Annotated in this window: 25 protein-coding genes; 16 read left to right on the forward strand and 9 right to left on the reverse strand. The window is 70.7% G+C overall.

What is annotated here, in order from left to right; translation table 11 throughout:
• Window positions 1-15 precede the first annotated feature (15 nt).
• Window positions 16-1,626 (forward strand): L,D-transpeptidase family protein, encoded by a 1,611-nt coding sequence (locus tag MFF06_RS19870; RefSeq protein ID WP_238207255.1) that lies wholly within the window; start codon window positions 16-18, stop codon window positions 1,624-1,626.
• Between the two features lie 10 nt (window positions 1,627-1,636).
• Here the strand turns inward: MFF06_RS19870 and MFF06_RS19875 are convergent, their stop codons facing one another.
• Window positions 1,637-1,810: a YqaE/Pmp3 family membrane protein gene (locus tag MFF06_RS19875; protein WP_238207257.1), complete on the reverse strand. Its 174-nt coding sequence runs from the start codon at window positions 1,808-1,810 to the stop codon at window positions 1,637-1,639.
• A 118-nt stretch (window positions 1,811-1,928) separates the two neighbouring features.
• On the opposite strand from MFF06_RS19875, the gene MFF06_RS19880 reads away from it, so the two are divergent.
• Together MFF06_RS19880 and MFF06_RS19885 are read left to right on the forward strand one after the other, a co-directional pair.
• A complete protein-coding gene (locus tag MFF06_RS19880) occupies window positions 1,929-2,234 on the forward strand; it encodes an AbrB/MazE/SpoVT family DNA-binding domain-containing protein (protein ID WP_370876597.1) in 306 nt (101 codons plus the stop codon).
• Window positions 2,231-2,629: a type II toxin-antitoxin system VapC family toxin gene (locus MFF06_RS19885; RefSeq protein WP_238207259.1), complete on the forward strand. Its 399-nt coding sequence runs from the start codon at window positions 2,231-2,233 to the stop codon at window positions 2,627-2,629. The genes MFF06_RS19880 and MFF06_RS19885 overlap by 4 nt, the downstream gene beginning before the upstream one ends.
• A 22-nt stretch (window positions 2,630-2,651) precedes the next feature.
• Here the strand turns inward: MFF06_RS19885 and MFF06_RS19890 are convergent, their stop codons facing one another.
• The 8 genes from MFF06_RS19890 to MFF06_RS19925 all read right to left on the reverse strand — a co-directional run bounded on the left by MFF06_RS19890 (window position 2,652) and on the right by MFF06_RS19925 (window position 11,128).
• The gene (locus tag MFF06_RS19890) at window positions 2,652-4,229 is read right to left on the reverse strand and encodes a cytochrome c (protein ID WP_238207261.1); all 1,578 of its coding nucleotides are present in this window, start codon (window positions 4,227-4,229) and stop codon (window positions 2,652-2,654) included.
• 25 nt (window positions 4,230-4,254) lie between these two features.
• A complete protein-coding gene (locus MFF06_RS19895; RefSeq protein WP_238207263.1) occupies window positions 4,255-4,620 on the reverse strand; it encodes a hypothetical protein in 366 nt (121 codons plus the stop codon).
• Window positions 4,620-5,108, reverse strand: coding sequence for a TspO/MBR family protein (locus MFF06_RS19900; RefSeq protein WP_238207403.1), 489 nt, complete (start codon window positions 5,106-5,108; stop codon window positions 4,620-4,622). The genes MFF06_RS19895 and MFF06_RS19900 overlap by 1 nt, the downstream gene beginning before the upstream one ends.
• Window positions 5,108-6,376: a geranylgeranyl diphosphate reductase gene (locus MFF06_RS19905; protein WP_238207265.1), complete on the reverse strand. Its 1,269-nt coding sequence runs from the start codon at window positions 6,374-6,376 to the stop codon at window positions 5,108-5,110. The genes MFF06_RS19900 and MFF06_RS19905 overlap by 1 nt, the downstream gene beginning before the upstream one ends.
• A gap of 4 nt (window positions 6,377-6,380) precedes the next feature.
• Entirely contained in the window at window positions 6,381-7,703 is a 1,323-nt protein-coding gene (locus MFF06_RS19910) for a BCD family MFS transporter (RefSeq protein WP_238207267.1), read from the reverse strand.
• A complete protein-coding gene (gene chlG, locus MFF06_RS19915; protein WP_238207269.1) occupies window positions 7,703-8,587 on the reverse strand; it encodes a chlorophyll synthase ChlG in 885 nt (294 codons plus the stop codon). Before chlG ends, MFF06_RS19910 begins: the two co-directional genes overlap by 1 nt.
• Window positions 8,588-8,831: 244 nt before the next feature.
• The gene (gene ppsR, locus MFF06_RS19920) at window positions 8,832-10,271 is read right to left on the reverse strand and encodes a transcriptional regulator PpsR (protein ID WP_238207271.1); all 1,440 of its coding nucleotides are present in this window, start codon (window positions 10,269-10,271) and stop codon (window positions 8,832-8,834) included.
• Window positions 10,272-10,306: 35 nt separating this feature from the next.
• Window positions 10,307-11,128: a cobalamin B12-binding domain-containing protein gene (locus tag MFF06_RS19925; RefSeq protein ID WP_238207273.1), complete on the reverse strand. Its 822-nt coding sequence runs from the start codon at window positions 11,126-11,128 to the stop codon at window positions 10,307-10,309.
• A gap of 315 nt (window positions 11,129-11,443) precedes the next feature.
• On the opposite strand from MFF06_RS19925, the gene bchF reads away from it, so the two are divergent.
• From bchF to puhE, 13 genes are read left to right on the forward strand one after another with little or no spacing between them, the layout of a single operon-like run.
• On the forward strand, window positions 11,444-11,962 hold the full coding sequence (gene bchF / locus MFF06_RS19930) for a 2-vinyl bacteriochlorophyllide hydratase (protein WP_238207275.1): 519 nt from the start codon (window positions 11,444-11,446) through the stop codon (window positions 11,960-11,962).
• An 8-nt stretch (window positions 11,963-11,970) separates the two neighbouring features.
• Window positions 11,971-13,245: a ferredoxin:protochlorophyllide reductase (ATP-dependent) subunit N gene (locus MFF06_RS19935; RefSeq protein WP_238207405.1), complete on the forward strand. Its 1,275-nt coding sequence runs from the start codon at window positions 11,971-11,973 to the stop codon at window positions 13,243-13,245.
• A 4-nt stretch (window positions 13,246-13,249) separates the two neighbouring features.
• Complete coding sequence (gene bchB / locus MFF06_RS19940) at window positions 13,250-14,821, forward strand: ferredoxin:protochlorophyllide reductase (ATP-dependent) subunit B (protein ID WP_238207277.1); 1,572 nt, start codon at window positions 13,250-13,252, stop codon at window positions 14,819-14,821.
• Window positions 14,796-18,602 (forward strand): magnesium chelatase subunit H, encoded by a 3,807-nt coding sequence (locus MFF06_RS19945; RefSeq protein ID WP_370876596.1) that lies wholly within the window; start codon window positions 14,796-14,798, stop codon window positions 18,600-18,602. Before bchB ends, MFF06_RS19945 begins: the two co-directional genes overlap by 26 nt.
• Window positions 18,599-19,492, forward strand: coding sequence for a ferredoxin:protochlorophyllide reductase (ATP-dependent) iron-sulfur ATP-binding protein (gene bchL, locus MFF06_RS19950; RefSeq protein ID WP_238207281.1), 894 nt, complete (start codon window positions 18,599-18,601; stop codon window positions 19,490-19,492). Before MFF06_RS19945 ends, bchL begins: the two co-directional genes overlap by 4 nt.
• A gap of 16 nt (window positions 19,493-19,508) precedes the next feature.
• Window positions 19,509-20,219 carry a magnesium protoporphyrin IX methyltransferase gene (gene bchM / locus MFF06_RS19955; protein ID WP_238207283.1) on the forward strand — a complete coding sequence of 237 codons (711 nt, stop codon included), beginning with the start codon at window positions 19,509-19,511 and terminating at the stop codon, window positions 20,217-20,219.
• Window positions 20,216-21,607 carry a BCD family MFS transporter gene (locus tag MFF06_RS19960; RefSeq protein ID WP_238207285.1) on the forward strand — a complete coding sequence of 464 codons (1,392 nt, stop codon included), beginning with the start codon at window positions 20,216-20,218 and terminating at the stop codon, window positions 21,605-21,607. Before bchM ends, MFF06_RS19960 begins: the two co-directional genes overlap by 4 nt.
• A gap of 18 nt (window positions 21,608-21,625) precedes the next feature.
• Complete coding sequence (puhA, locus tag MFF06_RS19965; RefSeq protein ID WP_238207287.1) at window positions 21,626-22,405, forward strand: photosynthetic reaction center subunit H; 780 nt, start codon at window positions 21,626-21,628, stop codon at window positions 22,403-22,405.
• On the forward strand, window positions 22,402-23,055 hold the full coding sequence (puhB, locus tag MFF06_RS19970) for a photosynthetic complex putative assembly protein PuhB (protein WP_238207289.1): 654 nt from the start codon (window positions 22,402-22,404) through the stop codon (window positions 23,053-23,055). Before puhA ends, puhB begins: the two co-directional genes overlap by 4 nt.
• 10 nt (window positions 23,056-23,065) lie before the next feature.
• On the forward strand, window positions 23,066-23,575 hold the full coding sequence (puhC, locus tag MFF06_RS19975; protein WP_238207291.1) for a photosynthetic complex assembly protein PuhC: 510 nt from the start codon (window positions 23,066-23,068) through the stop codon (window positions 23,573-23,575).
• Window positions 23,575-23,871 (forward strand): O2-dependent cyclase accessory protein, encoded by a 297-nt coding sequence (locus tag MFF06_RS19980; protein WP_238207293.1) that lies wholly within the window; start codon window positions 23,575-23,577, stop codon window positions 23,869-23,871. The genes puhC and MFF06_RS19980 overlap by 1 nt, the downstream gene beginning before the upstream one ends.
• Window positions 23,868-24,956 carry a magnesium-protoporphyrin IX monomethyl ester (oxidative) cyclase gene (gene acsF / locus MFF06_RS19985; RefSeq protein WP_238207295.1) on the forward strand — a complete coding sequence of 363 codons (1,089 nt, stop codon included), beginning with the start codon at window positions 23,868-23,870 and terminating at the stop codon, window positions 24,954-24,956. The genes MFF06_RS19980 and acsF overlap by 4 nt, the downstream gene beginning before the upstream one ends.
• Before the next feature lies 1 nt (window position 24,957).
• On the forward strand, window positions 24,958-25,746 hold the full coding sequence (gene puhE / locus MFF06_RS19990) for a putative photosynthetic complex assembly protein PuhE (protein WP_238207297.1): 789 nt from the start codon (window positions 24,958-24,960) through the stop codon (window positions 25,744-25,746).
• Window positions 25,747-25,803: the final 57 nt, after the last annotated feature.

Raw genomic sequence — 25,803 nt, forward strand, 5'->3', positions numbered from 1 at the left:
AGGACGAGGTTCCCCATGACGGCGCGTCCCGCGATGGCGAGGATGCTGGCGGCCGCAGCCTTGACCGCCGTGCTGGTGGCCGGCTGTCAGGATGTCAGCGGGATCAACGGCCCCACCGCCCGCAGCATCGCCCCCATCGCCCCCCAGACCCTTGCGCTGATGCAGAGCAAGGGGATGCAGCAATCCGATCCGATCCTGATCCGCGCCTACAAGAAGGAAGCGGAGATGGAGGTCTGGAAGAAGGGCGGCGACGGGCGCTACGCCCTGTTCAAGACCTACCCGATCTGCCGCTGGTCCGGCCAGCTCGGGCCGAAGGTCCGCGAGGGCGACCGCCAGACGCCGGAGGGGTTCTACACCATCACCCCAGGCCTGATGAACCCGAACTCCTCCTACTATCTGTCCTTCGATACCGGCTTTCCGAACGCCTTCGACCGGGCCAACGGCCGCTCCGGCCGCTACCTGATGGTGCACGGCACCTGCTCGTCGGCGGGCTGCTTCGCCATGACCGACGCCTCGATCGCCGAGATCTACGCCATCGCCCGGGAAGCCTTTGCCGGCGGGCAGCGCAGCTTCCAGTTCCAGTCCTACCCGTTCCGCATGACGGCCAAGAACATGGCCAAGTTCCGGAACGATCCGAACGCGCCGTTCTGGCAGAACCTCAAGGAGGGCTCAGACTACTTCGAGGCCCTGAAGGAGGAGCCGAAGGTCGGCGTCTGCGGCACGCGCTACGTGTTCGGCGGGTCCGACGTGGCGGCGGGCGCCTGCAAGCCCCGCGTCGACCCGGAGGTGGCCGAGAAGCGCGACCGGGATGCCCACGAGGTGGCGGAATTGGTGTCCAAGGGCACCCCGGCGGTGCGCATCGCCTACCAAGACGGCGGCCAGAACGCCGTCTTTAGGCCGCAGAACAATCCCAGCGCCTTCGCGAGCCTCGGCGGCACCGAGACGGTCCTGCCGTACGACGCCAAGGAGTACGGGCGGCACAACCTCGGCGACGTGAGCCGCCCGGAGACCCTGGCCGCCGCGCCGGAGGAGATCGAGATCGACACGAAGGGGCGCCCGGTGATGCTCGCCGCCGCGCCGTCGCCGACCACCACGGCCTCGACCACACCCAAGGCCGAGCCGAAGTCGGCGGGCCGGGGCAGGGGCGCGACGCCGCCCGCGGCCACGCTCATGGCCGCGCAGCCCGATCCGTCCGCCGACGCGAAGGCCGCCGACAGGACGACACGGATCGCCATCGCCGATGCGGATGGCGAATCCGGCTCCTATCAGCAGGTCCTCGGCCAGATCTTCGCCAGGAAGACCGCCGCTCCGGTGACGCCCGCGACCGACGCGACAGTCGTGGAGCCGGTGAAGGTCGCCGCCGCCGTCGAGCCGGCGGCCAAGGCATCGCGGTCCACGCTCTCACACGGCAAGCCGGGAGAAGGCGTGAAGTCTCAGGCGGCGAAGGGCGAACCCGGCAAGGCCAACGCCCCGAAGGCGGAGGCCCACAAGGCCGCGACGGCGAAGGCCGACTCCGCCAAGGTCGTCGGAAAGCCGGGCGCGCCGAAGGTCGAGGGGCTGAATCCGACGCCGATCAAGCCGGCCACGGCGAAGCACGCGCTGGCGAAGATCGACGGAAAACCCTGAGCGCGATCGCTCAGACCAGGGGCCGATCCCGGTTCATCAGCCACAGGGCATGCACGGTCCCCGGCAACCAGCCGAGGATCCACAGCACGATGTTCAACAGGAACTGGATGCCGAAGCCGGTGGTGACCAGCACGGCGATCGGCGGAAACACAATCGCGAGCAGAATGCGAACGAGGCTGGACACGGGCTCTCCCCACACGAGCCGGAGCGGCTCGGCGCGGTAACGATGCGCGACCACGACTGTTCCAGCGCGATGGACCTTCACGCCGCGCCACGCGGACGGCCTTTCAAGTAAGGCGAATGTGCCTTACTATGCCGCTGATGAAGGCGGAGCGCTGACCATGGCGATTTTGACGGTGACCGCGCGGGGGCAGGTGACGTTCCGCCGGGAAGTGCTCCAGCACCTCGGCATCAAGTCCGGCGACCGGATCGAACTCGAATTCCTCCCGAATGGCCGGGCGGAACTGAGGGCGGCCCGGTCGAGGGGCGAATGGCGAGACTTGAGCGGCCTGCTCAAGGACAAGGGTAATGGCGCCACGCTCTCGGTCGATGACATGAGCGAGGCGATTGCCGAAGCCGGCGCCTCGCGCGGTGCCGCACGCCCGTGATGATCACGGCCGACACCAATCTTCTAATTCGCCTCGTCATGGCAGACGACGAAGCGCAAAGCCGCCTCGCGGTCCGCGCCGTGGAAGAGGCGAGCGTGGTCGCTATTGGCGTCCACACGCTCTGCGAGTTCGTCTGGGTTCTGAGCCGGAGCTACGCCGTCCCCCGCGGCGACGTCGCCCATGCGATCCGTCAGCTCATCGAGACACGCAACGTCGTCGTCCATCGTCCCGCTGTCGAGGCCGGCTTGGAGATGCTCGAAGCGGGCGGCGACTTCGCGGATGGCGCCATCGCCTTCGAAGGTCGCCTTCTCGGTGGGGAGACCTTCGTCTCGTTCGACGGCAAGGCCGTCGCACGGCTCAAACGCTTGGGCCACTCGGCGCGGGAGCTCGGTTGAGGGCCGAACTCCCGCGATGCCCTTACTTCGGCGGCGTCGTGGCGCTCGGGATGGCGGCCGGGACGTTGGCGGCCTGCTTCTCCGGGTTCTTCACCTGGCTGTAGGCCACATTCGAGAACGTGCCGATCACGGCGGGCCAGCTCGGGTTGCCGTATTGCGGGTCGTCGCGCCCGACCTTGCAGAAGGCGGTGGTGAGGCCGTTGACGATGTCGTCGTCGGTCACGCCGGTCTGCTCCGACTTGATCTGGGGCACGAGGCGGGCGAGCGTGGGAACGAAGTCCTGCTGCTTCAGACCCTTGAGGCTGTCCTGCAGGCCGATCTTCTGGAAGGCGGCCTTGAGTTTCTCCTGCTCGATCTCGGCGCAGGGCGCGGTCCCGGACAGCATCGTCTGGGTCGCGGCGCGGGCGTCGGAGGCTTCCGTCCCGGTGAGGACCGGCGCCTTGTTGCCCCAGGCGTTGCGGATGTAGTCGGTGACGTTCTTCACCTCCACATCGGTCATCTGCTGCCCGATGGCGACCATCGGCGCGAGGCCGCTCTGCGCCGCGAGGCCGCCGTAAATCACGCGCAGCACGGTCTCCGGCCCCTTGGACTGGACGGAGGTGTTGCCGGCGAGCGCCGGGACCGCTCCTTCGATGCCCTTGCCGTCCGGCTGGTGGCAAGAGGAGCAGTAGGTCAGGTAGGTCGAGGCGCCGGGGGCGTCCGAGGTGTCGAAGGCGGCGAGATCCTTGGCCTTGTAGGTCTGCTTGGCGGGCACCGTGCGCAGGTAGGCCACCATCGCCTTCAGGTCCTCCTCCTTCACCTTGGAGAGGGATTCCATGATGGTCTGGCGCATCGGGCCCGCCGCGACGCCGGGGCGATCACCGGGGGCCGTGCCGGTCTTGAGGTAGGTGACGACCTGCTCGTCGGTCCAGGCGCCGATGCCCTGATGGCCGTCCGGCGTGATGTTGGGGGCGTACCACCCGTCGATCACGCCCCCGCCGAACCGGCCGGCGAAGCTCGAATTGCCCACGAGCTTGTTCTCGTTGTGGCACATGGCGCAGTGGCCGAGCCCCTCGACGAGGTAGCCGCCGCGGTTCACCTCGGCGCTGGCGTTCGGATCGGGCTTAAAGCGCTCCTGCGTAAAGAAGGCGGTTCGCCACGTGACAAGGGCGGTGCGGACGTTGAACGGGAAGGGGATCTGGTTGTCCTTGCGCTTCTCGTTCACCGCGGGGATGGACTGGAGGTAGGCCCAGATCGCCTTGGTGTCCTCGTCCGTGACCTTGGTGTACCAGCCGAACGGGAAGGCTGGGTACAGGTAGCCGACATGCTTGCTGTAGCCGCCCCGGAAGGACTTCTCGAAATCCTCGTAGGTGTAGTCGCCGAGGCCGGTTTCCTTGTCGGGGGTCAGGTTCGGCGTCATGATCACGCCGAAGGGCATGTTCAGCGCGTAGTTGCCCGCCAGGTATTTCCCGCCCGCCGCCGTGTGGCAGGCGGCGCAGTCGCCCATCGTGACGAGATACTTGCCACGCTCCACCGGATCCTGACTGTCCTGGGCCGCGACCGGCCCTGCGAGGATCGTCCCGGCGAGCAGGCCGGAGGCGAGAACTAGGCGACGCTGCATGGTCCGCACCCCTCGTGGCATGTGATCAGAACCGTTCGAATATCCTGCGGCGGCGGAACGCGTCCCGCTCCGCGTTGTTCCTGTCCGGACCGGCGGCGGCCTGCGGCCAAGCGTCCGCGTGAACGTCTGCGGCCCGCACCGGACGGCGGAGAAAGAGATCCGCACCGTGGGCCGCGAGGCCCATGAGCATCCATCCGGCCACGATGGGCCAGGACGATCCGGTCAGCGCCGCCCGCAAGGCCAGCATCAGGGCGGCGCCGGAGGCGAGCGTGGCGGCCAGCGGCGCGAACCGGGCGAGACTACGCGTCAGTGCGAAGAGCAGCGCCGCCTCGGCCAGCACCCCGAAGAGAATCAGATCCACGATGCGGCCGGAGGCGAACAGGGCCTCCATCACACGAGGCTCCGCCGGGGATTCAGCTGGACGATACGCAAGTTCAGGCACGCCGCGATGCTGACCCAGACGAGGTAGGGCAGGTTGAGCCAGCCCGCGACGGCGCTCGTCCGGCCGACGACGAGTATCAGCGCGGCGACGGAGATCCACAGCAGGACGATCTCGCCCAGGGCCCAGTCGGGCCGCCGCAGCCGGAAGAACACCACGCTCCAGGCGATGTTGAGGAGCCCGTTCACCGCGAAGGCGATAGCGATGGCGGGCCGGGCGCCGACGGCGGAGGTCCAGGCCAGGACGCCGGAACTCGCGGTGAGGGCGAAGATCACGGCCCAGATCGGTCCGAAGGCCCAGTCCGGCGGCTTCCAGGCCGGAACGCGCAGGCGGCGGTACCACTCGTCGGTCTTGGTCGCGATGCCACCCGCCGCCGCGACGGCGACCGCGCAGACCGCCGCGACGAGGGCGGTGGTCCAGTCGCCGGGCGCGGGTAGGATCACGGCGAAACCCACCGGAAGAGGTGGGCGAGGTCCTTGAAGAAGATGCGCACATGCGCGGCCGGCTTCGCCCGGACCAGCTCCTTGTTCATGTAGGAGTCCCAGGTGAGCTGCTGCACGTCCTTGTCGCGGCAGATCGAGACGAAGCGCTCGCGCAGCCCGTCGCTCCGGTACCAGACCCACTGCATCATGCCGAGAATCCAGAAGACCCGTCCGTGCAGGCGCATGAAGCGCCGCCGGGCGAGGCCGAGGGCCTTCACCTGTCCGGTGGCGAGAAAGCCCTCGGCTGCCTCGGCCGCGAGGCGCCCGCCGAGCATCGCGTAGTAGATGCCCTCGCCGGAAGCCGGCGCCACGACGCCCGCCGCATCGCCGGCAAGCAGCACGTCGCGGCCGTTGTCCCAGCGCTTCAGCGGCTTCAGGGGCAGGGGCGCGCCCTCCCGCCGGACGGTCTCCGCGTCCGCGAGGCCGGTTTGCTCGCGTAGCGCCCGGATGGAGGAACGGAGGGAGAAGCCCTTGCGGGCGCTGCCCGTGCCGATGCTGGCCGTGTCCCCATGGGGGAAGATCCACGAGTAGAAATCGGGCGAGTGGCGGCCCTGGTAGAACACGTCGCACCGGGTCGGGCCGATGGCGGCGGCACCCGCCTCGCCCGCCTGCGGCACCCGGACGATCTCGTGATAGGCGAAGACCTGTCGCATCTTGTCGTGGCCCGGCACCTCGGCCCGGCCGACGGGGGAGGTGGCGCCGTCCGCCCCGATCACGAGGCGGGCCTGCACCGTGTGGTGCGCCAGCGTCTCGCCCTTGCCGGTGGTGAAGTGGACGAGGGTCGTCCCGTCGGCGGGGCGGGTCACCCGCTCGAAGGCGGCCTCCCGCAGGTCGGCCCCGGCCTCGGCGGCCCGTTGGCGGAGCCAGGGGTCGAAATCCTTGCGGTCCACCATGCCGACGAAGCCTTCGCCGACCGGCATGTCGACCTCCTTGCCGCTCGGCGCGATCATGCGGGCGGCCCGGATGCGGGCGACGAGGAGATGGTCGGGGATCGCGAAATCGCGAATCAGGCGGGGCGGGATCGCGCCGCCGCAGGGCTTGATCCGGCCCGGCTTGTCCAGGAGGAGCACCGAGCGGCCCGCCCCGGCGAGGTCCGCCGCCGCCGTCGCCCCCGCCGGGCCGCCGCCGACCACCACGACGTCGAATCGCCGGGGAATGCCGTCCCCCTCCGCAGGGGATGGGCCATGTGCGGGGGCCGCCGCGCCGTGCAAGTCCTGCCGAGCCATCGCCTCACCTCGCCTCGAACGCCGGATTGAGCGGAAAGGACGCGGGCGCCGCCTCGACGCGCAGCGCCACCGCGACCGCCGCCAGGAACAGCACGCCTTCGGCCGCGAAGACCGCGCCGTAGGCCGTGACCGGATCGGTCACCACGAGGCGCATCGCATCGACCGCCGCCGCGCCGAGCACGCCGCCGCCGCCGAAGGCGACACCCTGCGCCGCGCCCCAGACTCCCATCCGCGTGCCGCGTTCGCGCTCACCCCCGGCACCGGCCAGCGCCATCATCGAGCCGATGGCCGCCACCGCGTAGATGCCGTTGGCGAGGCCGAGCGCGAAGACCGCGCCGCGCAGGGGAAAGTCGGGTCCCGAGGGCCCGCCCGCCGCGATGGCGAAGAGGGCCGCAGCGGACGCGCCGCAGCCGACCACGATCCACAGGCGCAGGGAGGCGAGCGCGGTCCCCTTGGCCAGCAGCGTCACCGCCGCCACGAGGAGCATCCCCGCGAGCACGCCGCCATGCTGGAGACCCGCGAGCTTCGTGGTGGCGCCGGGCCCCATGGCGAAGACGAGGCCGGCATAGGGTTCCAGGATGAGCTCCTGCGCGCTGTAGGCGAGCATCGACACGAAGACGAAGATCGTGAACCGGCGTGCCACGGGGTCGGCGAGCACCGTGCCCAGGACCTGGAAGAAGGGCGGCTTGCTCTCAGCCGTCTCCGGGCTTGGGGCGGGGAGCCCGGCCTCGACGCCGACCAGGGCGAGGCCCGCGAGGCAGAAGGCGATGAGCGACACGGTGCCGGAGACGGCCATCAGCCGGGAGCCGGAGAAGGGCTCGAGGAAGTGCCCCGCGAACGGCGCCGTCAGGGCGAAGCCGAGGATCATCATCACCCAGACCAGGGTCGCCGCGGCGCCGCGCCGGGCGGGCGCCACGCCCCCGGCCAGGAGCACGAGGAGCGATGTCCCCGCCGCGCCGACCCCGAGGCCGACGAGAAGGAAGGACAGGGCGGCCAGCGCGAGCCCCGCCGCGAGGTGGCTTTCGGCCAAGGCCGTGCCGCAGGCGGCGCCGAAGCCGCCGAGGCAGAGGGCCGCCATGCCGCCGAGGATCCAGGGAGTGCGCCGCCCCGTCCGGTCGGAGCCGTAGCCCCAGCGCGGGCGTAGCACCTGCACGGCATAGTGGATCGCCACGAGCAGGCCCGGCACCAGGGCGGGCAGGGCGAGTTCGACCACCATCACGCGGTTGAGGGTCGAGGTCATCAGCACGACCACGCCGCCGAGCGAGGTCTGGACCAGGCCGAGGCGCAGGATTGACGGCCAGGAGAGATGGGTCTGGGCCCGGGCCATCAGGCGCCTCCCACCAGCGGCCTCAGGGCGAAGGCGGTGGCGAGCATCCCGAGCACGTAGAGCGTCGTGCCGGTGCCGTTGTACCACGCGGCCCGGCCCCGGGGATCGTCGAGGAACTTCACCATCAGCGCGGCCTGCCCTGCCAGCAGGGCGGCGACGATGCCGGCGTGCCAGGGCCGGCCCCAGGCGAAGAGCAGGGCGATGACCACGACCTGCGGCACGGCCATCACGAGGCAGGCGAGCCGGGCGGCGTTGTCGGGGCCGAGCTGCACCGGCAGGGATCGAACGCCCGTCGCGATGTCGCCCTCGACGGACTTGAAGTCGTTGAGCGTCATGATGCCGTGGGCGCCGACCGAGTAGAGCAGGGCGGTCACGAGCACCCGCCAATCGGGCATGGCGGCGGCCATTACCGCCGCGCCGGTGAACCAAGGCAGCCCCTCGTAGCAGAGGGCGACCGCCGTGTTGCCCCACCAGCCGTTGACCTTCAGCCGCAGCGGAGGCGCCGAGTAGATCCAGGCGAGCACCAGCCCGAACAGGGCGGCGCCGAGGATCCAGGGGCCGAGGGCCGCGGCGACGGCGAGCGACAGGGCGGTCCAGCCGAGGGCGAGATAAAGGCCCCAGCGGCCGGGGATGCGGCCGGAGGGAATCGGCCGGTTCGGCTCGTTGATGGCGTCCACGTGCCGGTCGAACCAATCGTTCGCGGCCTGGCTGGTGGCGCAGACCAGCGGCCCGGCGAGCACGATGCCCGCCGCGATCACCGGCCATTGCCCATGGGCGGAGACGCCCGAGGACACGACCCCGCAGCCGAAGGCCCACATCGGCGCGAACCACGTGAGCGGCTTCAGGAGTTCGACGACGGCACTAGGAGCGGGCGTGGCGGCCATAGGCGGAGGCTATGCCAGCCCCGGGGAGTGTCAAGTCAGAATGACAGTGTTTGCCGGGCCCATATCGTCGCCTGCAGGAAAATGCAGGTTCTCAGGGTGTAAATTCGTCATTTACACGGCGAGGCCGGTCCCCGTCCGTCGCGATGGGCACTCCGTCCAGGACGTGACAGGGGCGGACCCGTCGTGTTCGCGGTCACAGAGACGCCGGAGCGGAACGGTCGGGAGAGGCCGGGGCGACCCCGACTCACCCCTCCTCGACGGCGTCGAGGTCTCCCACGCCGTAGCGCCGCATCTTGGCATAGAGGCCCTGGCGGGAGAGGCCCAGCATCTCGGCCGCCGAGGCGCGGTTGTCGCGGGTGATGCGCAGGGCCGCCTCGATGCACAGCTTCTCGATGAGGTCCGTGGTCTCGCGGACCAGGGTCTTCATGGAGACGCGGCCGACCAGCTCGGCCATCTGCTCGACGGAGCGCGGCTCCGTGCGGGTCCCGATGTTGAGGGACGAGCGTGGCGGCAGGGCGCGGATCGAGAAACCCACGCACCCCGGCGAGCCCGGCGCGGTGACGGCCGCGATCTCGACATCCTCCAGCGCCCCGTAGGCGCCGCGCACCACGCTGGCGTAGCGCCGGACGGAGCCGTGATCCTGCAGGGTGGCGAAGAGGGTGCGCGCGTCGGTCTCGTCGCGGCACAGCCAGCTGTCGATGGGGCGGCCCTTGGCCTGCCCCTCGGCGGCGAGTTGCGCGAGTTCGAGGAAGGCGGCGTTGGCCCACAGGACCCGGCGCCCGGGATCGGTCAGGACGAAGCCTTCGGGCATGGCCTCGATCAGGGCGCGGATCGGCAAGGGCCCGGCCTGCTCCTCGGAGGCCGCGCCGTCGGCCGCGCGCTCGGGGAGAAGCCGCAGGATCGCGCTGGTGCCGCCCTCGCCCCGGAACAGGGACGCGGAGACCGTCACCTCGCCCCGACCCTGCAGGAGGATGGCCCGGCAATCGGGCGCCTGCCCGGAGGTCCGCAGGGAGGCGTGCTGCCCCTCCAGGATGCGCAGGCTCGCCGGGTCGAACAACTCGACGGTGTCGATGCCCACCAACCGCCGGACGGGGCGCCCGAGCAGGCGCGCGGCGGCGGGGTTCGCCTCGATCACCCGCCGCGTGGTGGCATCGACCACCAGCACGGCCTCGCCGCAGATCTGGAACAGGAGGCGGTAACGCGTCTCGGCCGCCCGCAACCGGTCATAGTCGCGCTCGAGGGTCTGCTGCGTATCGGCGAGACGGCGCTGAAGGGCGGCCACCGCGCGCATGTCGCGCCCAAGCACGAGAATCGGGCCGCCCGCGTCGGGCCGGAGGGCGGCGTAGCGAATCGGCAGGTCGGTGCCCGTGGGGGAGGGGTGGTTCACCTGCCGCCAGCGCGTCACCTCGCCCGGGGCGGCGTCGCGCAGCAGCTCATCGACCTTCGGACGGCTCTCCACCGTCACCGTGTCGACGAGGCGGCGACCGAGCCATCCTGTGATCTTCTCGTCGGCGAAGTCGCCGCCGCCGGTCGCGCCCTGGATCACCCCGTCCGCATCGACGATGAGGGAAAGGTCCGAAGCAGCCGTCACGGCCAGTCCGGCCGTGGTCCCTCCGAGGAGGGCGGCGACCTTGGGCAGCGCCTCGTGGGGCACGGGCTCGGCAGGGCGTGGGCGGGGCGGCACGTTCGTCTGTCGCAGTGCGTCGATGGGAGAACCTATCAGCAAGCCAGCGCCGGTCTGTCTAGCATCGCTTCCGCGAGATCGGGAGCCGACCATGCATCGGGCGCATAGGCATCAGCTCCGACCTCCGAGGCGGAGGCGCCTGACCGGGCGAAATACGGTCCACCAACCATCACGAAGAGGGAAGGGTTGCACGAGGCCCGGCGCAGGACCGGGACCAGCGCCGCGAGGGCGGGGACGCACACGTCGCACGACAGCGACAGGCCCACAATATCATACCACCCTTTGCGCACCTCTTCGGCGGGGTCGTCGCCGTGGCGGCCGAGGGTGGTCACGTCCCACCCCGATTCGCGGAAGAAGCTCGCCAGGATCGACAGGCCGAAGGCGTGGGTCTCGCCGGGGGAGGGCATGAGCAGGATGCTGCGGCCGCTCGGGCTCGCCGCCCGCTCCATCGTCGCGCACAGGCGCCGGGTCACGGCCTGAAGCCGGCCGAGGCCCTCCGTCACCGCGACGAAGTCGCAGGTGTCGTGCTCCCACATCGTCCCGAGACGCCGCGCGGCGGGCGCCAGGATGTCGAGGAGCGTCCGGTTGAGGGGCAGGCCACTTCCGAGGAGCCCGTCCACCACGCCGCCGAGGTCGAAGGGGTCCGACGCAACGAGGAGGTCCGCCAACCTCTCCGAATCCCGCAGCGGCAGCGCAACGGAGGCACGTGCCGACGGGCGGTGGGCGAGCATCAGGCGGGGGAGGATTTCCGCCTCGACGAGCCGGGCGAGGGCCGCGAGGTCGTCGCCGTCCGCCCCCGAGCGATCGCAGATCAGGTCCGCGAAGACGTCGTCGCCGAGGTGCGCAAGATCATCCATCGGCATCCCTCCCGGCTAGACCGCCATTCGGAGACTGTCACTCTACGATCGCGTGATCATTCCACAATCGAGTCGCTCGATCCGGCATTCCCGGCGGAGAACCGGTCGCTCGCGCATCACGCGATCCCCGATCTCCCGCAGGGGTTCCACCCTACGCAGGAAAATTCCGTTGGCAATGAGCAATTCACGGTGGTCCTGCTGAAAGTGTCACCGAACGAAAGCGTCAAGCGGGATTGACACTTTGGGGTGGCCCGGTAGGTTCTTGGGAATACCGGGGCCCATCGGCGACCCGGATAGGCAGGCGAGGGCGCACCCATGGGTCGGCAGGACCTCGGTCGCGGAAACCGGCCGGTCGCTCCACTTTACACGGCCGAGGAGCGGAGGCGGCGCGACGCGTCGCCCTGGACGCTGGTGCAGGGCATCCTCGCCCCCCTCCAGTTCGCGATCTTCCTCATCAGCCTCGCCCTCGTGCTGCGGACGCTCGCCACCGGCGAGGGCGCCGGCGCGGCGCTCGCCTCCGTCGTCGTCAAGACCCTCGCCCTCTATGCGATCATGGTGACCGGCTCGATCTGGGAGAAGGACGTGTTCGGGCGCTACCTGTTCGCCCCCGCCTTCTACTGGGAGGACGTGGTCAGCATGCTGGTGCTGGCCCTCCACACCGCCTACCTCGCGGCCCTGTGGACGGGCGCCATGGCCGAGCGGGCGCTGTTGCTCCTCGCGCTCGCCGCCTACGCCACCTACGTCGTCAACGCCGGCCAGTTCGTCCTGAAGCTGCGGGCCGCCCGCCTCCAGGGCGCCGGGCCGGCCCTACATCCGGCGGGGGCGCTATCGTGAACGCGCCGCTGACCACTCCCCTCGCCCCCGCGCCGGGCTGCGGCGCCATCGATCTCCACCGGGAGGACGGCCAGCGCGCCGTGTTCTGCGGCCTCACCGGCATCGTCTGGCTGCACCGCAAGATCCGTGACGCCTTCTTCCTCGTGGTCGGCTCACGCACCTGTGCCCACCTCATCCAGTCGGCGGCGGGCGTGATGATCTTCGCCGAGCCGCGCTTCGCCACCGCCATCATCGACGAGCGCGACCTGGCCGGGCTCGCCGACTGCAACGACGAGCTGGACCGCGTCGCCGCCCGGCTGATCGAGCGGCGGCCGGACATCAAGCTCCTGTTCCTCGTGGGCTCCTGCCCCTCCGAAGTGATCAAGCTCGACCTCAGCCGCGCCGCCCAGCGCCTCACCGCCAAGCTCGGCTCCGTGAAGGTGCTCAACTATTCGGGCTCGGGCATCGAGACCACCTTCACCGAAGGCGAGGATGCCTGCCTCGCCGCCCTGGTGCCGGACCTGCCCCGCGAGGCGCCCGAGGCCGCGCCGTCGCTCCTCGTGGTCGGCGCGCTGGCCGACGTGGTGGAGGACCAGTTCCTGCGGATCTTCTCGGCGATGGGCATCGCCGACGTGCGCTTCCTGCCCGCCCGCAACGCCGCGGCGATGCCGGCGGTGGGGCGCAACACGCGTTATCTCCTGGCCCAGCCCTTCCTCACCGGCACGGCGCGGGCGCTCGACGAGCGCGGCGCCAAGCGGCTCGCCGCCCCGTTCCCCCTCGGCGCAGAGGGCACAACCGGCTGGCTCGCCGCCGCCGCCGAGGCCTTCGCCGTGCCGCAGGCGACCTTCGAGGCGGCCACCGCCGCCGGACGGGCCCGCGCGGAGACCGCCCTCGGCCCCTACCGCGAGAAGCTCGGCGGCAAGCGGGTGTTCTTCTTCCCCGATTCGCAGCTCGAAGTGCCGCTGTCGCGCTTCCTGGCGCGGGAGGTCGGCGCGGAACTGGTCGAGGTCGGCACGCCCTACCTGCACCGGGCGCATCTCGCCGCCGAGATCGACCTCCTGCCCGAGGGCACCCGCGTCACGGAGGGCCAGAGCCTCGACGACCAGCTCGACCGCTGCCGCGCCGCCCGGCCCGACCTGACGGTCTGCGGCCTCGGCCTTGCCAACCCGCTGGAGGCGGAGGGGCTGGCGACCAAGTGGTCGATCGAACTGCTTTTCACCCCCGTCCAGGGCTACGACCAAGCGGGCGACCTCGCCGAACTCTTCGCCCGGCCGCTCGGCCGGCGCGCGCTGCTGGAGGTCTAGGCCGATGCAGCTCACCCTCTGGACCTACGAAGGCCCGCCCCACATCGGCGCGATGCGCGTGGCGACCGCCATGAAGGGCCTGCACTACGTGCTGCACGCGCCCCAGGGCGACACCTACGCCGACCTGCTGTTCACGATGATCGAGCGGCGGGACCACCGCCCGCCGGTCACCTACACCACCTTCCGGGCGCAGGATCTCGGCCGGGACACGGCCGAGCTGTTCAAGACCGCCTGCGCCCAGGCCCATGCCCGCTTCCAGCCGCAGGCGATGATCGTCGGCGCCTCATGCACCGCCGAATTGATCCAGGACGATCCGGGGGGGCTCGCCAAGGCGCTCGACCTGCCGATCCCGGTGATCCCCCTGGAACTGCCGGCCTACCAGAAGAAGGAGAACTGGGGCGCCTCGGAGACCTTCTACCGGCTGGTCCGCGCCCTGGCCGCGCCGGTGGAGAAGCGTCCCGCCGGCAGCCGCCCGCTCTGCAACATCCTCGGCCCCACCGCGCTCGGCTTCCGCCACCGGGACGACCTGATCGAGATCAAGCGGATCCTGTCCGAACTCGGCATCGACGTGAACGTGGTGGCGCCGATGGGCGCGAGCCCCGCCGACCTCGCCCGCCTCGGCGCGGCCGATTTCAACGTGGTCATGTATCCCGAGACCGCCCGCGCGGCGGCGGAGCACCTGAAGCGCGCCCTCAAGCAACCTCATACGAAAGAGATCCCCATCGGGGTCGGCGGCACGCGGGCTTTCGTGGCCGAGGTGGCGGCCCTGGCGGGCGTCGATCCGGCGCCGGTCCTGGAGGGTGAGGGCTCGCGCCTGCCCTGGTACTCGCGCTCGGTCGATTCGACCTACCTTACGGGCAAGCGCGTCTTCGTGTTCGGCGACGCCACCCACGCGCTGGGGCTCGCCCGGGTCGCCACGAAGGAACTCGGCTTCAAGCTCGTCGGACTCGGCACCTACACCCGCGAGTTCGCCCGCGAGGTCCGCGCCGAAGCGGAGGCGCACGGCATCGAGGCGACGATCTCCGACGACTACCTGGACGTCGAGGCGGCCATCCGCGCGGCGGCCCCGGAACTGGTGCTCGGCACCCAGATGGAACGGCATGTTGCCAAGCGGCTGGGCCTGCCTTGCGCGGTGATCTCGGCGCCGGTCCACGTGCAGGATTTCCCCGCGCGCCACTCGCCGCAGATGGGCTTCGAGGGCGCCAACGTCCTGTTCGACACCCTCGTCCATCCGCTGATGATGGGCCTCGAAGAGCACCTCCTGGGCATGTTCCGGGAGGATCCCGAATTCCACGATGGCGTCGGGCCGTCGCATCTCGGCGCCTCGCCGGTGGTGCGGCCCGAGGCCGTGGAACGGGTGCCGGCTTCCTCCCCTCCGACACCGGCACCCGTTTCTGATTCGAGCGGCGCGATCGTCCTGAACTGGGCGCCGGACGCGGAGAAGGAGCTGAGGAAGATCCCGTTCTTCGTGCGCGGGAAAGCGCGCAGCAACACGGAGAAGTTCGCGCGAGAGCGGCGCCTTCCGCTCATCACCCTCGAGACCTTGTACGATGCTAAAGCGCATTTCGGTCGCTAGAGCATCCGCCGTCGAATCGGCCGCCGGTTCGGCGTCGGCGGATGCCACACGCGCAGGAACGGGATCCGTCGCCCGACCCAAGGGGTCGGGTCGCGGGGGCCGGCCGGAGATCCGCGTCGTCATCGTCACGCTCGACAACCACTTGGCGAGCGCGGTGGAGCGGGCGCGCGTCCGCCTCCAGCGGGAGATGCCGGGCCTGCACCTCGGCTTCCATGCCGCCGCCGAGTGGGACAACGACCCGTCGGCCCTCGAGTCCGCCAAGGCCGACGTCGCCCGCGCCGACATCGTGCTCTCGGCGATGCTCTTCCTCGACGAGCATGTCCGCGCGATCCTCCCCACCCTCCTCGCCCGGCGGGATTCCTGCGACGCGATGGTGGGATGCCTCTCGGCGGGCGAGGTGGTGAAGACCACCAAGCTCAACCGCTTCGACATGAGCGGCACCAAGCGCAGCGCATTGGATTTCCTCAAGAAGCTGCGCGGCAAGCCGGGCGCAGAGGGCAACGCCGCGCGGCAGATGGCCCTCGTCCGCAAGCTGCCGAAAATCCTGCGATTCATTCCCGGCTCGGCGCAGGACGTGCGGGCCTACTTCCTGACCCTGCAGTACTGGCTGGCGGGTTCCGACGAGAACGTCGCCGCGTTGGTGCGCTTCCTCGTCCAGCGCTACGCGGCGGGCGAGCGGGCCGCGTGGCGGGACCTGCCCGCCGCGCCCGCGCCGCTGCACTACCCCGAGACGGGGCTGTACCATCCGCGCATGGCGGGTCGCGTCGGCGAGGATCCCTCGCGCCTGCCCCGGCGGCAGGGCGCGAAGGGCCGGGTCGGCCTGCTCCTGATGCGCAGCTACGTGCTCGCCGGGAACAGCGCCCATTACGACGGCGTGATCACGGCCCTCGAAGCGCAGGGGCTCGACGTGGTGCCCGCCTTCGCCGCCGGGCTCGACAACCGCCCGGCGGTGGAGGCCTTCTTCATGAAGGACGGCCGCCCGGCCATCGACGCCCTCGTGTCTCTCACCGGCTTCTCGCTGGTCGGCGGCCCCGCCTACAACGACGCGAAGGCGGCCGAGGCGGTCCTGGCCCGGCTCGACGTGCCCTACCTCGCCGCCCACGCCCTGGAGTTCCAGACGACGGAGCAGTGGGAGGCGGGCACGCGGGGCCTCTCCCCCGTCGAGGCGACGATGATGGTCGCCATCCCCGAACTCGACGGCGCCACCGCGCCGACCGTGTTCGGCGGGCGGACGCTGGCCTCCGGCGCCGACAATTCCCGGGACATGCGCGCGCATCCCGAACGGGTCGCGCGGCTCTCCGAGCGCGTCGCCAAGCTCATCGCCCTGCGCCGCACCGCCAAGGCCGCCCGCAAGGTCGCGGTGGTGCTGTTCAATTTCCCGCCCAATGCCGGCGCCACCGGCACCGCCGCCTTCCTCTCCGTCTACGCCTCGCTGCTCAACACCCTGAAGGGCATGAGGGACGAGGGCTACACCGTCGCGGTGCCCGAGAGTGTCGATGCGCTCCGCGAGGCGATCCTGAAGGGCAACGCCGAGCGTTACGGCACGGCCGCCAACGTCCACGCCCGCATCCCCGCCGACGACCATGTCCGCCGGGAAAGGCACCTCGCCGAGATCGAGGCCCAATGGGGTCCGGCGCCCGGCCGCCACCAGAGCGACGGCGCGGGCCTGTTCGTGCTCGGCGCGCAGTTCGGCAACGTCTTCGTCGGCGTGCAGCCCGCCTTCGGCTATGAGGGCGACCCGATGCGGCTGCTCTTCGAGAGCGGCTTCGCCCCGACCCACGCCTTCAGCGCCTTCTACCGCTACCTGCGCGAGGATTTCGGCGCCGACGCCGTGCTGCATTTCGGCACGCACGGGGCGCTGGAGTTCATGCCGGGCAAGCAAACCGGCCTGTCGGAGGCGTGCTGGCCCGAGCGGCTGATCGGCGCGCTGCCGAACGTCTATCTCTATGCCGCCAACAACCCCTCCGAGGGCACGCTCGCCAAGCGCCGCTCGGCGGCGACACTCGTCAGCTACCTGACCCCGAGCCTCGCGGCGGCGGGCCTCTATCGCGGCCTCCTCGACCTCAAATCCTCCATGGAGCGGTTCCGGGGCCTCGACGCCGAGGCGGCGACCGAGCGCGCCGACCTCGCGGCACTGATCCAGTCGCAGGGCGCCGCCGTCGATCTCGTACCCGCCGAGCCGGCCTGGGACGGCGATCTCGTCGGGCGCGTTTCCGCCCTCTGGACGGCGGTGGTGGAGCTGGAGCAGACCCTGATCCCCCACGGCCTGCATGTGGTCGGCGAGGGCGTCCCGGCGGCGGAGCGGATCGATCTCCTCGCCGCCGTGGCGGAGGCGTCCCACGGGCTCAAACCGGCGCGGGACGCCATCGCCGCGCTGGTGGCGGGGGAGGGCGCCGAGGCGGCCTTCCGCCTCGCCGGCCTGCCCGCCTCGGAGGAGAACCGCGCCGCCTTCGCGAGCCTCGCCGAGACCGACGCGCTGCTGGCGCGGGACCACGAGGTGGCGGGCCTGCTGCGGGCGCTGGACGGCCGTTTCGTTCCGCCGGTGGCGGGCGGCGACCTCCTGCGCAACCCGGCGATCCTGCCCACCGGCCGCAACGTCCACGGCTTCGATCCCTGCCGCCTGCCCTCGGCCTTCGCCGTGGCGGACGGCGCCCGGCAGGTGGCCCGCGTGCTCGCCCGCCACGCCGAGGAGGGCAAGCCCCTGCCGGAGAGCGTGGCGATCGTCCTCTGGGGCACCGACAACCTCAAGAGCGAGGGCGGCCCCATCGCCCAGGCCCTCGCCCTCATCGGCGCCGCCCCCCGCTTCGACGGCTACGGGCGGTTGGCGGGCGCGGAACTCATCCCGCTCGACACCCTCGGCCGCCCGCGCATCGACGCCGTCGTCACCCTGTCGGGCATCTTCCGCGATCTGCTGCCGTTGCAGACCAAGCTCATCGCGGAAGCTTCCTATCTCGCGGCGACCGCCGACGAGCCTGTCGAGCAAAACTTCGTCCGCAAGCACGCGCTGGCCATCCAGGCCGAGCAGGGCTGCGACGTGGAGACGGCGGCGCTGCGGGTGTTCTCGAACGCCGAAGGGGCCTACGGCGCCAACGTCAACCACCTCGTGGATTCCGGCGCCTGGGACGACGAGGACGAGCTGTGCGAGGCGTTCTCCCGCCGCAAGAGTTTCGCGTATAACCGCTCGGGCAAGCCCGCCCCGCAGCGGGCGCTGATGAAGGCCGTCCTGGCCTCCGTCGATCTCGCCTACCAAAACCTCGATTCCGTCGAGGTCGGGGTCACCAGCGTCGACCACTACTTCGACGGGCTCGGCGGCATGGGCCGGGCGGTGGCCCGCGCCAAGGGCGAGGCGGTGCCGATCTACATCAGCGACCAGACCCGCGGCGAAGGCCGGGTCCGCACCCTGCCGGAGCAGGTGGCGCTGGAAACCCGCACCCGGATGCTCAACCCGAAGTGGTACGAGCCCCTCCTCGGCCACGGCTACGAGGGCGTCCGGCAGATCGAGGCGCATCTCACCAACACGGTGGGCTGGTCGGCCACCGCCAACGCGGTGCAGCCCTGGATCTACGAGCGCATCACCGAGACCTTCGTCCTCGACCCGGCCATGCGCGAGCGCATCGCCTCCCTCAACCCCACCGCCTCCGCCAAGGTCGCCCAGCGGCTGATCGAGGCTCACAAGCGCGGCTTCTGGACCCCCGACGCGGAAACCCGCGCCGCCCTCGACCGGGCGGAGGAGGAACTGGAGGACCGGCTCGAAGGCGTTTCCGCAGGAGTGGCCGCATGAACATCGCCATCCGCAACCCGGTCGTTGCCCGGAAGGAAGAGGGGAGCCTCCAGGTCGCCCTCGACCCGGATCTCAAGATCGACACCGCCAAGGTCTTCGCCGTCTACGGCAAGGGCGGCATCGGCAAGTCGACCACCTCGTCGAACCTGTCGGTGGCCTTCTCGAAGCTCGGGAAGCGCGTGCTGCAGATCGGCTGCGACCCGAAGCACGACTCGACCTTCACCCTGACCAAGCGCCTCGCCCCCACGGTGATCGACGCGCTCGAATCCGTGAACTTCCACTCGGAGGAGCTGCGGGTCGAGGATTTCGTGGTGGAGGGCTTCAACGGCGTCATGTGCGTCGAGGCGGGTGGCCCGCCGGCCGGCACCGGCTGCGGCGGCTACGTCGTCGGCCAGACGGTGAAGCTCCTCAAGGAGCATCACCTCTTGGAGGACACCGACGTGGTGGTGTTCGACGTGCTGGGCGACGTGGTTTGCGGCGGCTTCGCCTCGCCCCTCCAGCACGCCGACCGGGCGCTGATCGTCACCGCCAACGACTTCGACTCGATCTTCGCGATGAACCGGATCGTGGCCGCCATCCACGCCAAGTCGAAGAACTACGGCGTGCGGCTCGGCGGCGTCATCGCCAACCGCTCGGCCAAGACCGACGAGATCGACCGGTTCAACGAGGCGGTGGGCCTGAAGCGCCTCGCGCACTTCCCCGACCTCGACGTGGTGCGCCGCTCGCGCCTCAAGAAGTCCACCCTGTTCGAGATGGAGCGCAGCCCCGAACTCGACGCGGTGACCGACGAATACATGCGGCTGGCCGAGACCCTCTGGGCCGGGGGCGAGCCCTGCGAGGCGGCCCCGATGAAGGACCGCGACCTGTTCGAGTTCCTGGGTTTCGATTGATTCTGGGCTTCGACCGATGACCAGCGCCAGCTACGACGCCCGCCGGGGCGAACTCACCACCTACTTCGACCGCACCGCCGTCGAGGCGTGGTCGCGCCTCACCTCCGACGCCCCCGTCAGCAAGGTCCGCGCGACGGTGCGCGCGGGCCGCGACGCCATGCGCGGCACGCTGCTGTCCTGGCTCCCCGCCGATATGACCGGCCTGCGCCTGCTGGACGCCGGATGCGGCACCGGCGCGCTCGCCGTCGAGGCGGCCCGGCGCGGGGCGGAGGTCGTGGCCATCGACGTCTCCCCGACCCTGATCGGGCTGGCGCAGGAGCGCCTGCCGCAGATGGCCGGCGCGGGCAGCATCGACTTCCGGGTGGGAGACATGCTCGACCCCGGCCTCGGCCGGTTCGACCACGTGGTGGCGATGGATTCGCTGATCCACTACCGCCCGGCGGACATCGCCCGCGCGCTCGCACAGCTTGCAGAGCGCACCGACGGTTCGGTTCTGTTCACGGTCGCGCCGCGCACCGCCTTGCTCACCGTGATGCACGCGGCCGGGAAGCTCTTTCCGCGCGGCGACCGCTCGCCGGCCATCGTGCCCGTCACGGAGCGGGGGCTGAAGCGGCGCATCGCCGAAGAGTCGGCGCTCGACGGTTTTACGTGGGCAAAGAGCCATCGGATCAACAGCGGCTTCTACCTCTCGAACGCCATCTCGCTGACGCGGAGCGCCGCGCGATGAACTTCACCCGCACCCTCATGCGCCTCGGCCCCAGCATCCTGCCCTTCGCGGATGCGGCGACCGTCGAGCTGCCGATGGGTCGGTTGCTGCGGCTCGCCCTGTTCCAGGTCACGGTCGGCATGGCCGCCGTCCTGCTGATCGGCACCCTCAACCGGGTGATGATCGTCGAACTCGGGGTGCCCGCCTGGATCGTGGCGGTGATGCTGTCGCTGCCCCTCGTCTTCGCGCCGCTGCGGGCGCTGGTCGGGTTCCGCTCGGATACGCATCGCTCGGTGCTCGGCTGGCGGCGGGTGCCCTACATCTGGTTCGGCACGCTGCTCCAGTTCGGCGGGCTCGCCATCATGCCCTTCGCCCTGCTGATCCTGTCGGGCGACACCACCGGTCCCCTCTGGGTCGGCGACGTGGCGGCGGCGCTGGCCTTCCTCCTCGTCGGCGCGGGGCTCCACACCACGCAGACCGTGGGGCTGGCACTCGCCACCGACCTCGCCCCGGCCCATGCCCGGCCGAAGGTGGTGGCCCTCCTCTGCGCCGCCCTCCTCGTCGGGATGATGGCGAGCGCCCTGGTCTTCGGGTTGGCGCTCTCGAACTTCTCGCAGGTCAGGCTCATCCAGGTGATCCAGGGCGCCGCCCTCGTGACCATCGTGCTGAACGGCCTCGCCCTGTGGAAGCAGGAGCCGCGCGATCCCAACCGCGGCCGCGAGGCTCCCCGCCAGACCTTCAAGGATTCCTGGCGCGCCTATGCCGGACAGGGCCATGCCCGGCGGCGCCTGCTGGCGATCGGCCTGGGCACGGCGGGCTTCTCCATGCAGGACATCCTGCTCGAACCCTATGGCGGGCAGATCCTGCACCTGCCCGTGGCGGCCACGACGGCGCTGACCGCCATGCTGGCGGCCGGAGGCGGGCTCGGCCTCGTCCTCGCGGCCCGCTGGCTGAACCGCGGCGGCGACCCGTTCCGGGTCTCGGCGGCGGGCGCCGGGATCGGCATCCTCGCCTTCTCCGCGGTGGTCTTCGCCGCGCCGCTCGCCTCGCAGAACCTCTTTGCCCTCGGCGTGAGCCTGATCGGCCTCGGCGGCGGCCTCTTCGCCCACGGGACGCTGACCGCCTCCATGGAGAAGGCCGGACCGGAGGATACGGGCCTCGCGCTCGGCGCCTGGGGCGCGGTGCAGGCCACCGCCGCCGGGCTCGCCATCGCCGCGAGCGGCATCGTCCGCGACGTCGGCGCGGCCGTGGCGCAGACGGGCATCCTCGGCGAGGGGATGAACGAGCCAGCCATCGGCTACCTCATCGTCTACCACATCGAGATCGCGCTGCTCTTCGCCGCGCTGGTGGCGCTGGGACCGCTGGTGCGCAGCGCCGACCGCTACCGACTCATCGAGAGAACCGCCTGAGACCAGGGGGAGGATCACATGCCAACGGGTGCCTTGACCGGATACGTCGACGTCGCACAACTCGTGCTCTACGCCTTCTTCCTGTTCTTCGGGGGGCTGGTCTTCTACCTCCGCCGGGAGGACCGCCGCGAGGGCTACCCGCTGGAGGACGAGGCCGTCGGCCTGCGCCACTCCATCAACCCGTTCCTGATTCCCTCGTCCAAAGCCTTCGTCCTGCCCGGCGGCGAGACCACCTACGCGCCCCAGGCGATGCAGGGCCGCCAGGACATCGAGACCGGCATCCCCGCCCGCAAGGTCGAGCCGTGGCCCGGCGCGCCCTACGAGCGGACGGACTCGTCGCTGGCGGCGGGCGTCGGGCCCGGCTCCTACGTCGTCCGGCACGACGTCACCGACAAGACCTTCGAGGGCGAGGACCGGATGGCGCCCCTGCGGATCGCGACGAAGTTCGTGGTCCACGAGCAGGGCCCGAACCCCATCGGCATGACGGTGTTCGGCTCCGACAACGCGGTGGCGGGCGTCGTGGCCGACCTCTGGGTCGACCGCGGCGAGTCGCTGGTGCGCTACTACGAGGTCGAGCTGGCGGGCGGCGGACGGCGGCTGATGCCGTCGGTGTTCTGCCGGGCGGGCGGCTTCACCCGGACCGTGAAGTCCGAGGCCCTGCTGGCGGAGCAGTTCGCCGGCATCCCCACCACGAAGAACCCCGATTGCGTGACCTTCCTCGAGGAGGAGCGGATCATGAGCTACTTCGGCGCCGGCACCCTCTACGCCACGCCGCAGCGTGGGGAGCCCCTGCTGTGAGCGCCGACGACTTCCTCCCCGAGGGCACCCTGCGCGGGTTGCCCGGCCCGCTCCCCCGGGGCGAGCACCTCCTCTGGCAGGGGGCACCGACCACGGCCGGCGTCTTCGTCCGGGTGTTCCACGCCCGCCTCGTCGCCCTGTGGTTCTGCGGCTGGGCCGGCGTGTTCGCGGCTGGCGCGGCCACGCCCCACCGGGCGATCATGGTCGGCGGCGCGGTGCTGCTCACCGGCCTCGTGGGCCTCGGGATCCTGTGGATCCTGTCCTGGCTCACCCACCGGACCAGCGTCTACACCATCACCACGAAGCGGGTCGTCCTGCAGACCGGCATCGCCCTTCCGGTGACCCGCAACATCCCCTTCACTCAGATCGAGAGCGGGGCGCTGCGGGCCTTCTCCGATGACACCGGCGACATCCCGTTGCGGTTGCGGCCGGGTGTACGGATCGCCTACCTTCAACTCTGGCCACACGCGCGGCCCTGGCATGTGTCGCGGACCGAGCCCATGCTCCGGTCCGTGCCCGAGGCCGGGACCGTCGTCCGGACCCTGGCGCAGGCGCTCGTCGCCCACGCCGAGGCTTCGGAGCCGGCGATGCCGGTCAGGGTGGTCGCGCGGCCGGCGCAGACGGCACCCCGCCTCGTGGCGGCGGAATAGGGAGGACGGCATGGGCGGAGCGATCCCACGACAGGGCGCCAGGCGGCAGGAGGTCGGACCCGTTCCGGCCCTGCTCCTGATCGGCGCGGGCGCGCTCCTCGGTTTCACGATGCTCGCCGTCGCCATCGGCCGCTCCGAGGGCGTGGGGCTCACGCAGTTGCCCGCCGCCAAGGCGGTCGCCCGCCTCGAATTCCAGGCCGAGGATCAGGCGGACGGCTCCATTGCCCTGCGCAACGCCGCCGACCGAAGCATCGTCGCCTGGATCAAGCCCGGCGAGGACGGGTTCCTGCGCGGCACCCTCCGGGGCCTCGCCCAGGCGCGCCAGCGGGACGGCCTCGGCCGCGAGCCGCCCTTCAGCCTGACCCGCTACGACGACGGCCGCCTCGACCTCGCCGACGACGCCACCGGCCGCCATGTGCCGCTGGAAGCCTTCGGCTCCACCAACGCCCAGTCCTTCGCCCGGCTGCTGCCGGGGCAGGGCGCCCCGGGACCCGGGGCTGCCGCGACGGAGACCCGGTGATGGGCTGGCCCGGCTCCCGCACCGTCACCGTGCCGTGCACGATCGAGATCGAGCACACCTCGGAGAGCCTGCACGCGCACGTCACCCTCGATGCCGGCTTCGACATCGAGCCCGGTGACGAGGTGCAGGTCCACGACGCGCCGACCGAGGTGCCCTACGGCGAGCGCCTCACCGTGCGCCGCACCGCCACCGTCACCCGCGCGGGCGCGCTGGAGCGCGCCTGGACCAAGCTCATCGCCCATCTCGAACTGACCGAACTCTACGAGGTCAGCTTTTCCGAACGGAGGACGCTGTGAACGCTCCCGTCCCGCCCCTCTCGGGCCAGCCGATCCCGAAGCAGCCGATCAACGAGTCCACGAAGGCCGCCCAGGAGACGACCTTCCTGAGCCCGCGCTTCTACACGACCGATTTCGAGGAACTCGACCGCACCAACGTCGAGCCGGTCCGCCGCGATTGGGACGTGCTGATCGCGGAGTTGAAGTCGGACCCGAACAAGCGCCACTTCACCCGCAACGAGGAGTTCGATTGCGACCTGTCCGGCATGGAGCCGGAGTTGCGCAAGGAGTTCCTCGACTTCCTCGTTTCGTCCATCACGGCCGAGTTCTCGGGCTGCGTGCTCTACGCCGAGATGAGGAAGCGCGCCAAGAACAAGGACATCAAGGAACTCTTCGGCCTGATGAGCCGCGACGAGGCCCGCCACGCGGGCTTCATCAACGACACGCTGAAGGATTTCGGCATCGGCGTCGATCTCGGCTTCCTGACGAAGACCAAGAAATACACATTCTTCCGGCCGAAATTCATCTTCTACGCCACGTACCTGTCCGAAAAGATCGGCTACGCCCGCTACATCACCATCTACCGGGAGCTTGAGAAGCACCCGGAGCGGCGCATCCACCCGATCTTCAAGTGGTTCGAGAAGTGGTGCAACGACGAGTTCCGCCACGGCGAAGCCTTCGCCCTGCTGATGCGCGCGAACCCGAAGCTGACGAGCGGCGTGAACCGCTACTGGATTCGCTTCTTCCTGCTGGCCGTCTTCGCGACGATGTATGTCCGCGACCATCACCGCCCGTATTTCCACGCGGCGCTCGGGGTCGATCCGACCGACTACGACTACAAGGTCTTCCGCATCACCTCGGAGATCTCGAAGCAGACCTTCCCGCTGGAACTCGACATCGACCACCCGAAGTTCCGGGCCGGCCTCGACACGTTGCTCGCCCATTCCCGCGGCATCGCGGCGGCCAAGGCCCGGGGCGGCATCGCGGGCAAGCTCAGCCAGGGTCTGCACGCGGCGGGCGCCGCGCTGACTTTCGCGCGGCTCTACCTGCTGCCGGTCAAGGCGAACGCCCTGCCCGCCGACATCCGCCTCGAACCGGTCTGGTAGGATGGCCACCTACGCCGCGCCGATCGTCTACGCGCTGGTGCTCTGGTGGTTCTCCACCGGGGTGATCCTGCTCCTCGACCACGCCCCGCGCCGCACCCACCCGTGGAGCATGGCGGGCGCGACGCTGCTGCTGGCGGCGGCGCTGGTGGCCGTGCGGACGAGCGCGGGCGAGACGGGGGCGGGGGCCGCCTACACGGCCTTCACGGCGGCCCTCATCGTCTGGGGCTGGCAGGAGATGAGCTACTACATGGGCTTCATCTCGGGCCCGCGGCCGGCGGCCTGTCCGCCCTCCTACCGGGGGAGCGAACGGTTCTTCGCGGCGCTGGCCACCAGCCTGTGGCACGAATTCGCCATCGTGATCGGCGGGCTTGCGATCCTCGCCCTGGTGTGGGGCCAGCCGAACAAGTTCGCCCTCTGGACCTATGCCGGCCTCGTGGTGATGAACCTCTCGGCGCGGCTCAACCTGTTCCTCGGGGTGCGCAACCTCCACTCCGAGTTCCTGCCGGACCATCTCGGCTACCTCGCCTGCTATCTGACGCGGGCGCCGATGAATCGGCTGTTCCCGCTCTCGGTCACCCTCGGCACGGTGGGCGCCGCGCTGCTGGGTCGCGCCGCCCTTGCCGAGGACGTGCTGGCCCACGAACTGATCGGTTTCACCGTGCTGGCCACGCTGATGGCACTGGCGACGCTGGAGCACTGGTTCCTGATGCTGCCCCTGCCCTCCGCCGTCCTGTGGCGGTGGAGCCTGCCGGGGCGGAGCCTCGACGGCGCGCGCGGCGCGCCGGACTGACCACACCGTGCACGGAATTCGCTCACGCGGACCCGTGCGCCTCTCGATTTGGAATTC

This window comes from Methylobacterium aerolatum, from assembly GCF_022179085.1.
In the GTDB taxonomy this organism is placed as follows: domain Bacteria; phylum Pseudomonadota; class Alphaproteobacteria; order Rhizobiales; family Beijerinckiaceae; genus Methylobacterium; species Methylobacterium aerolatum.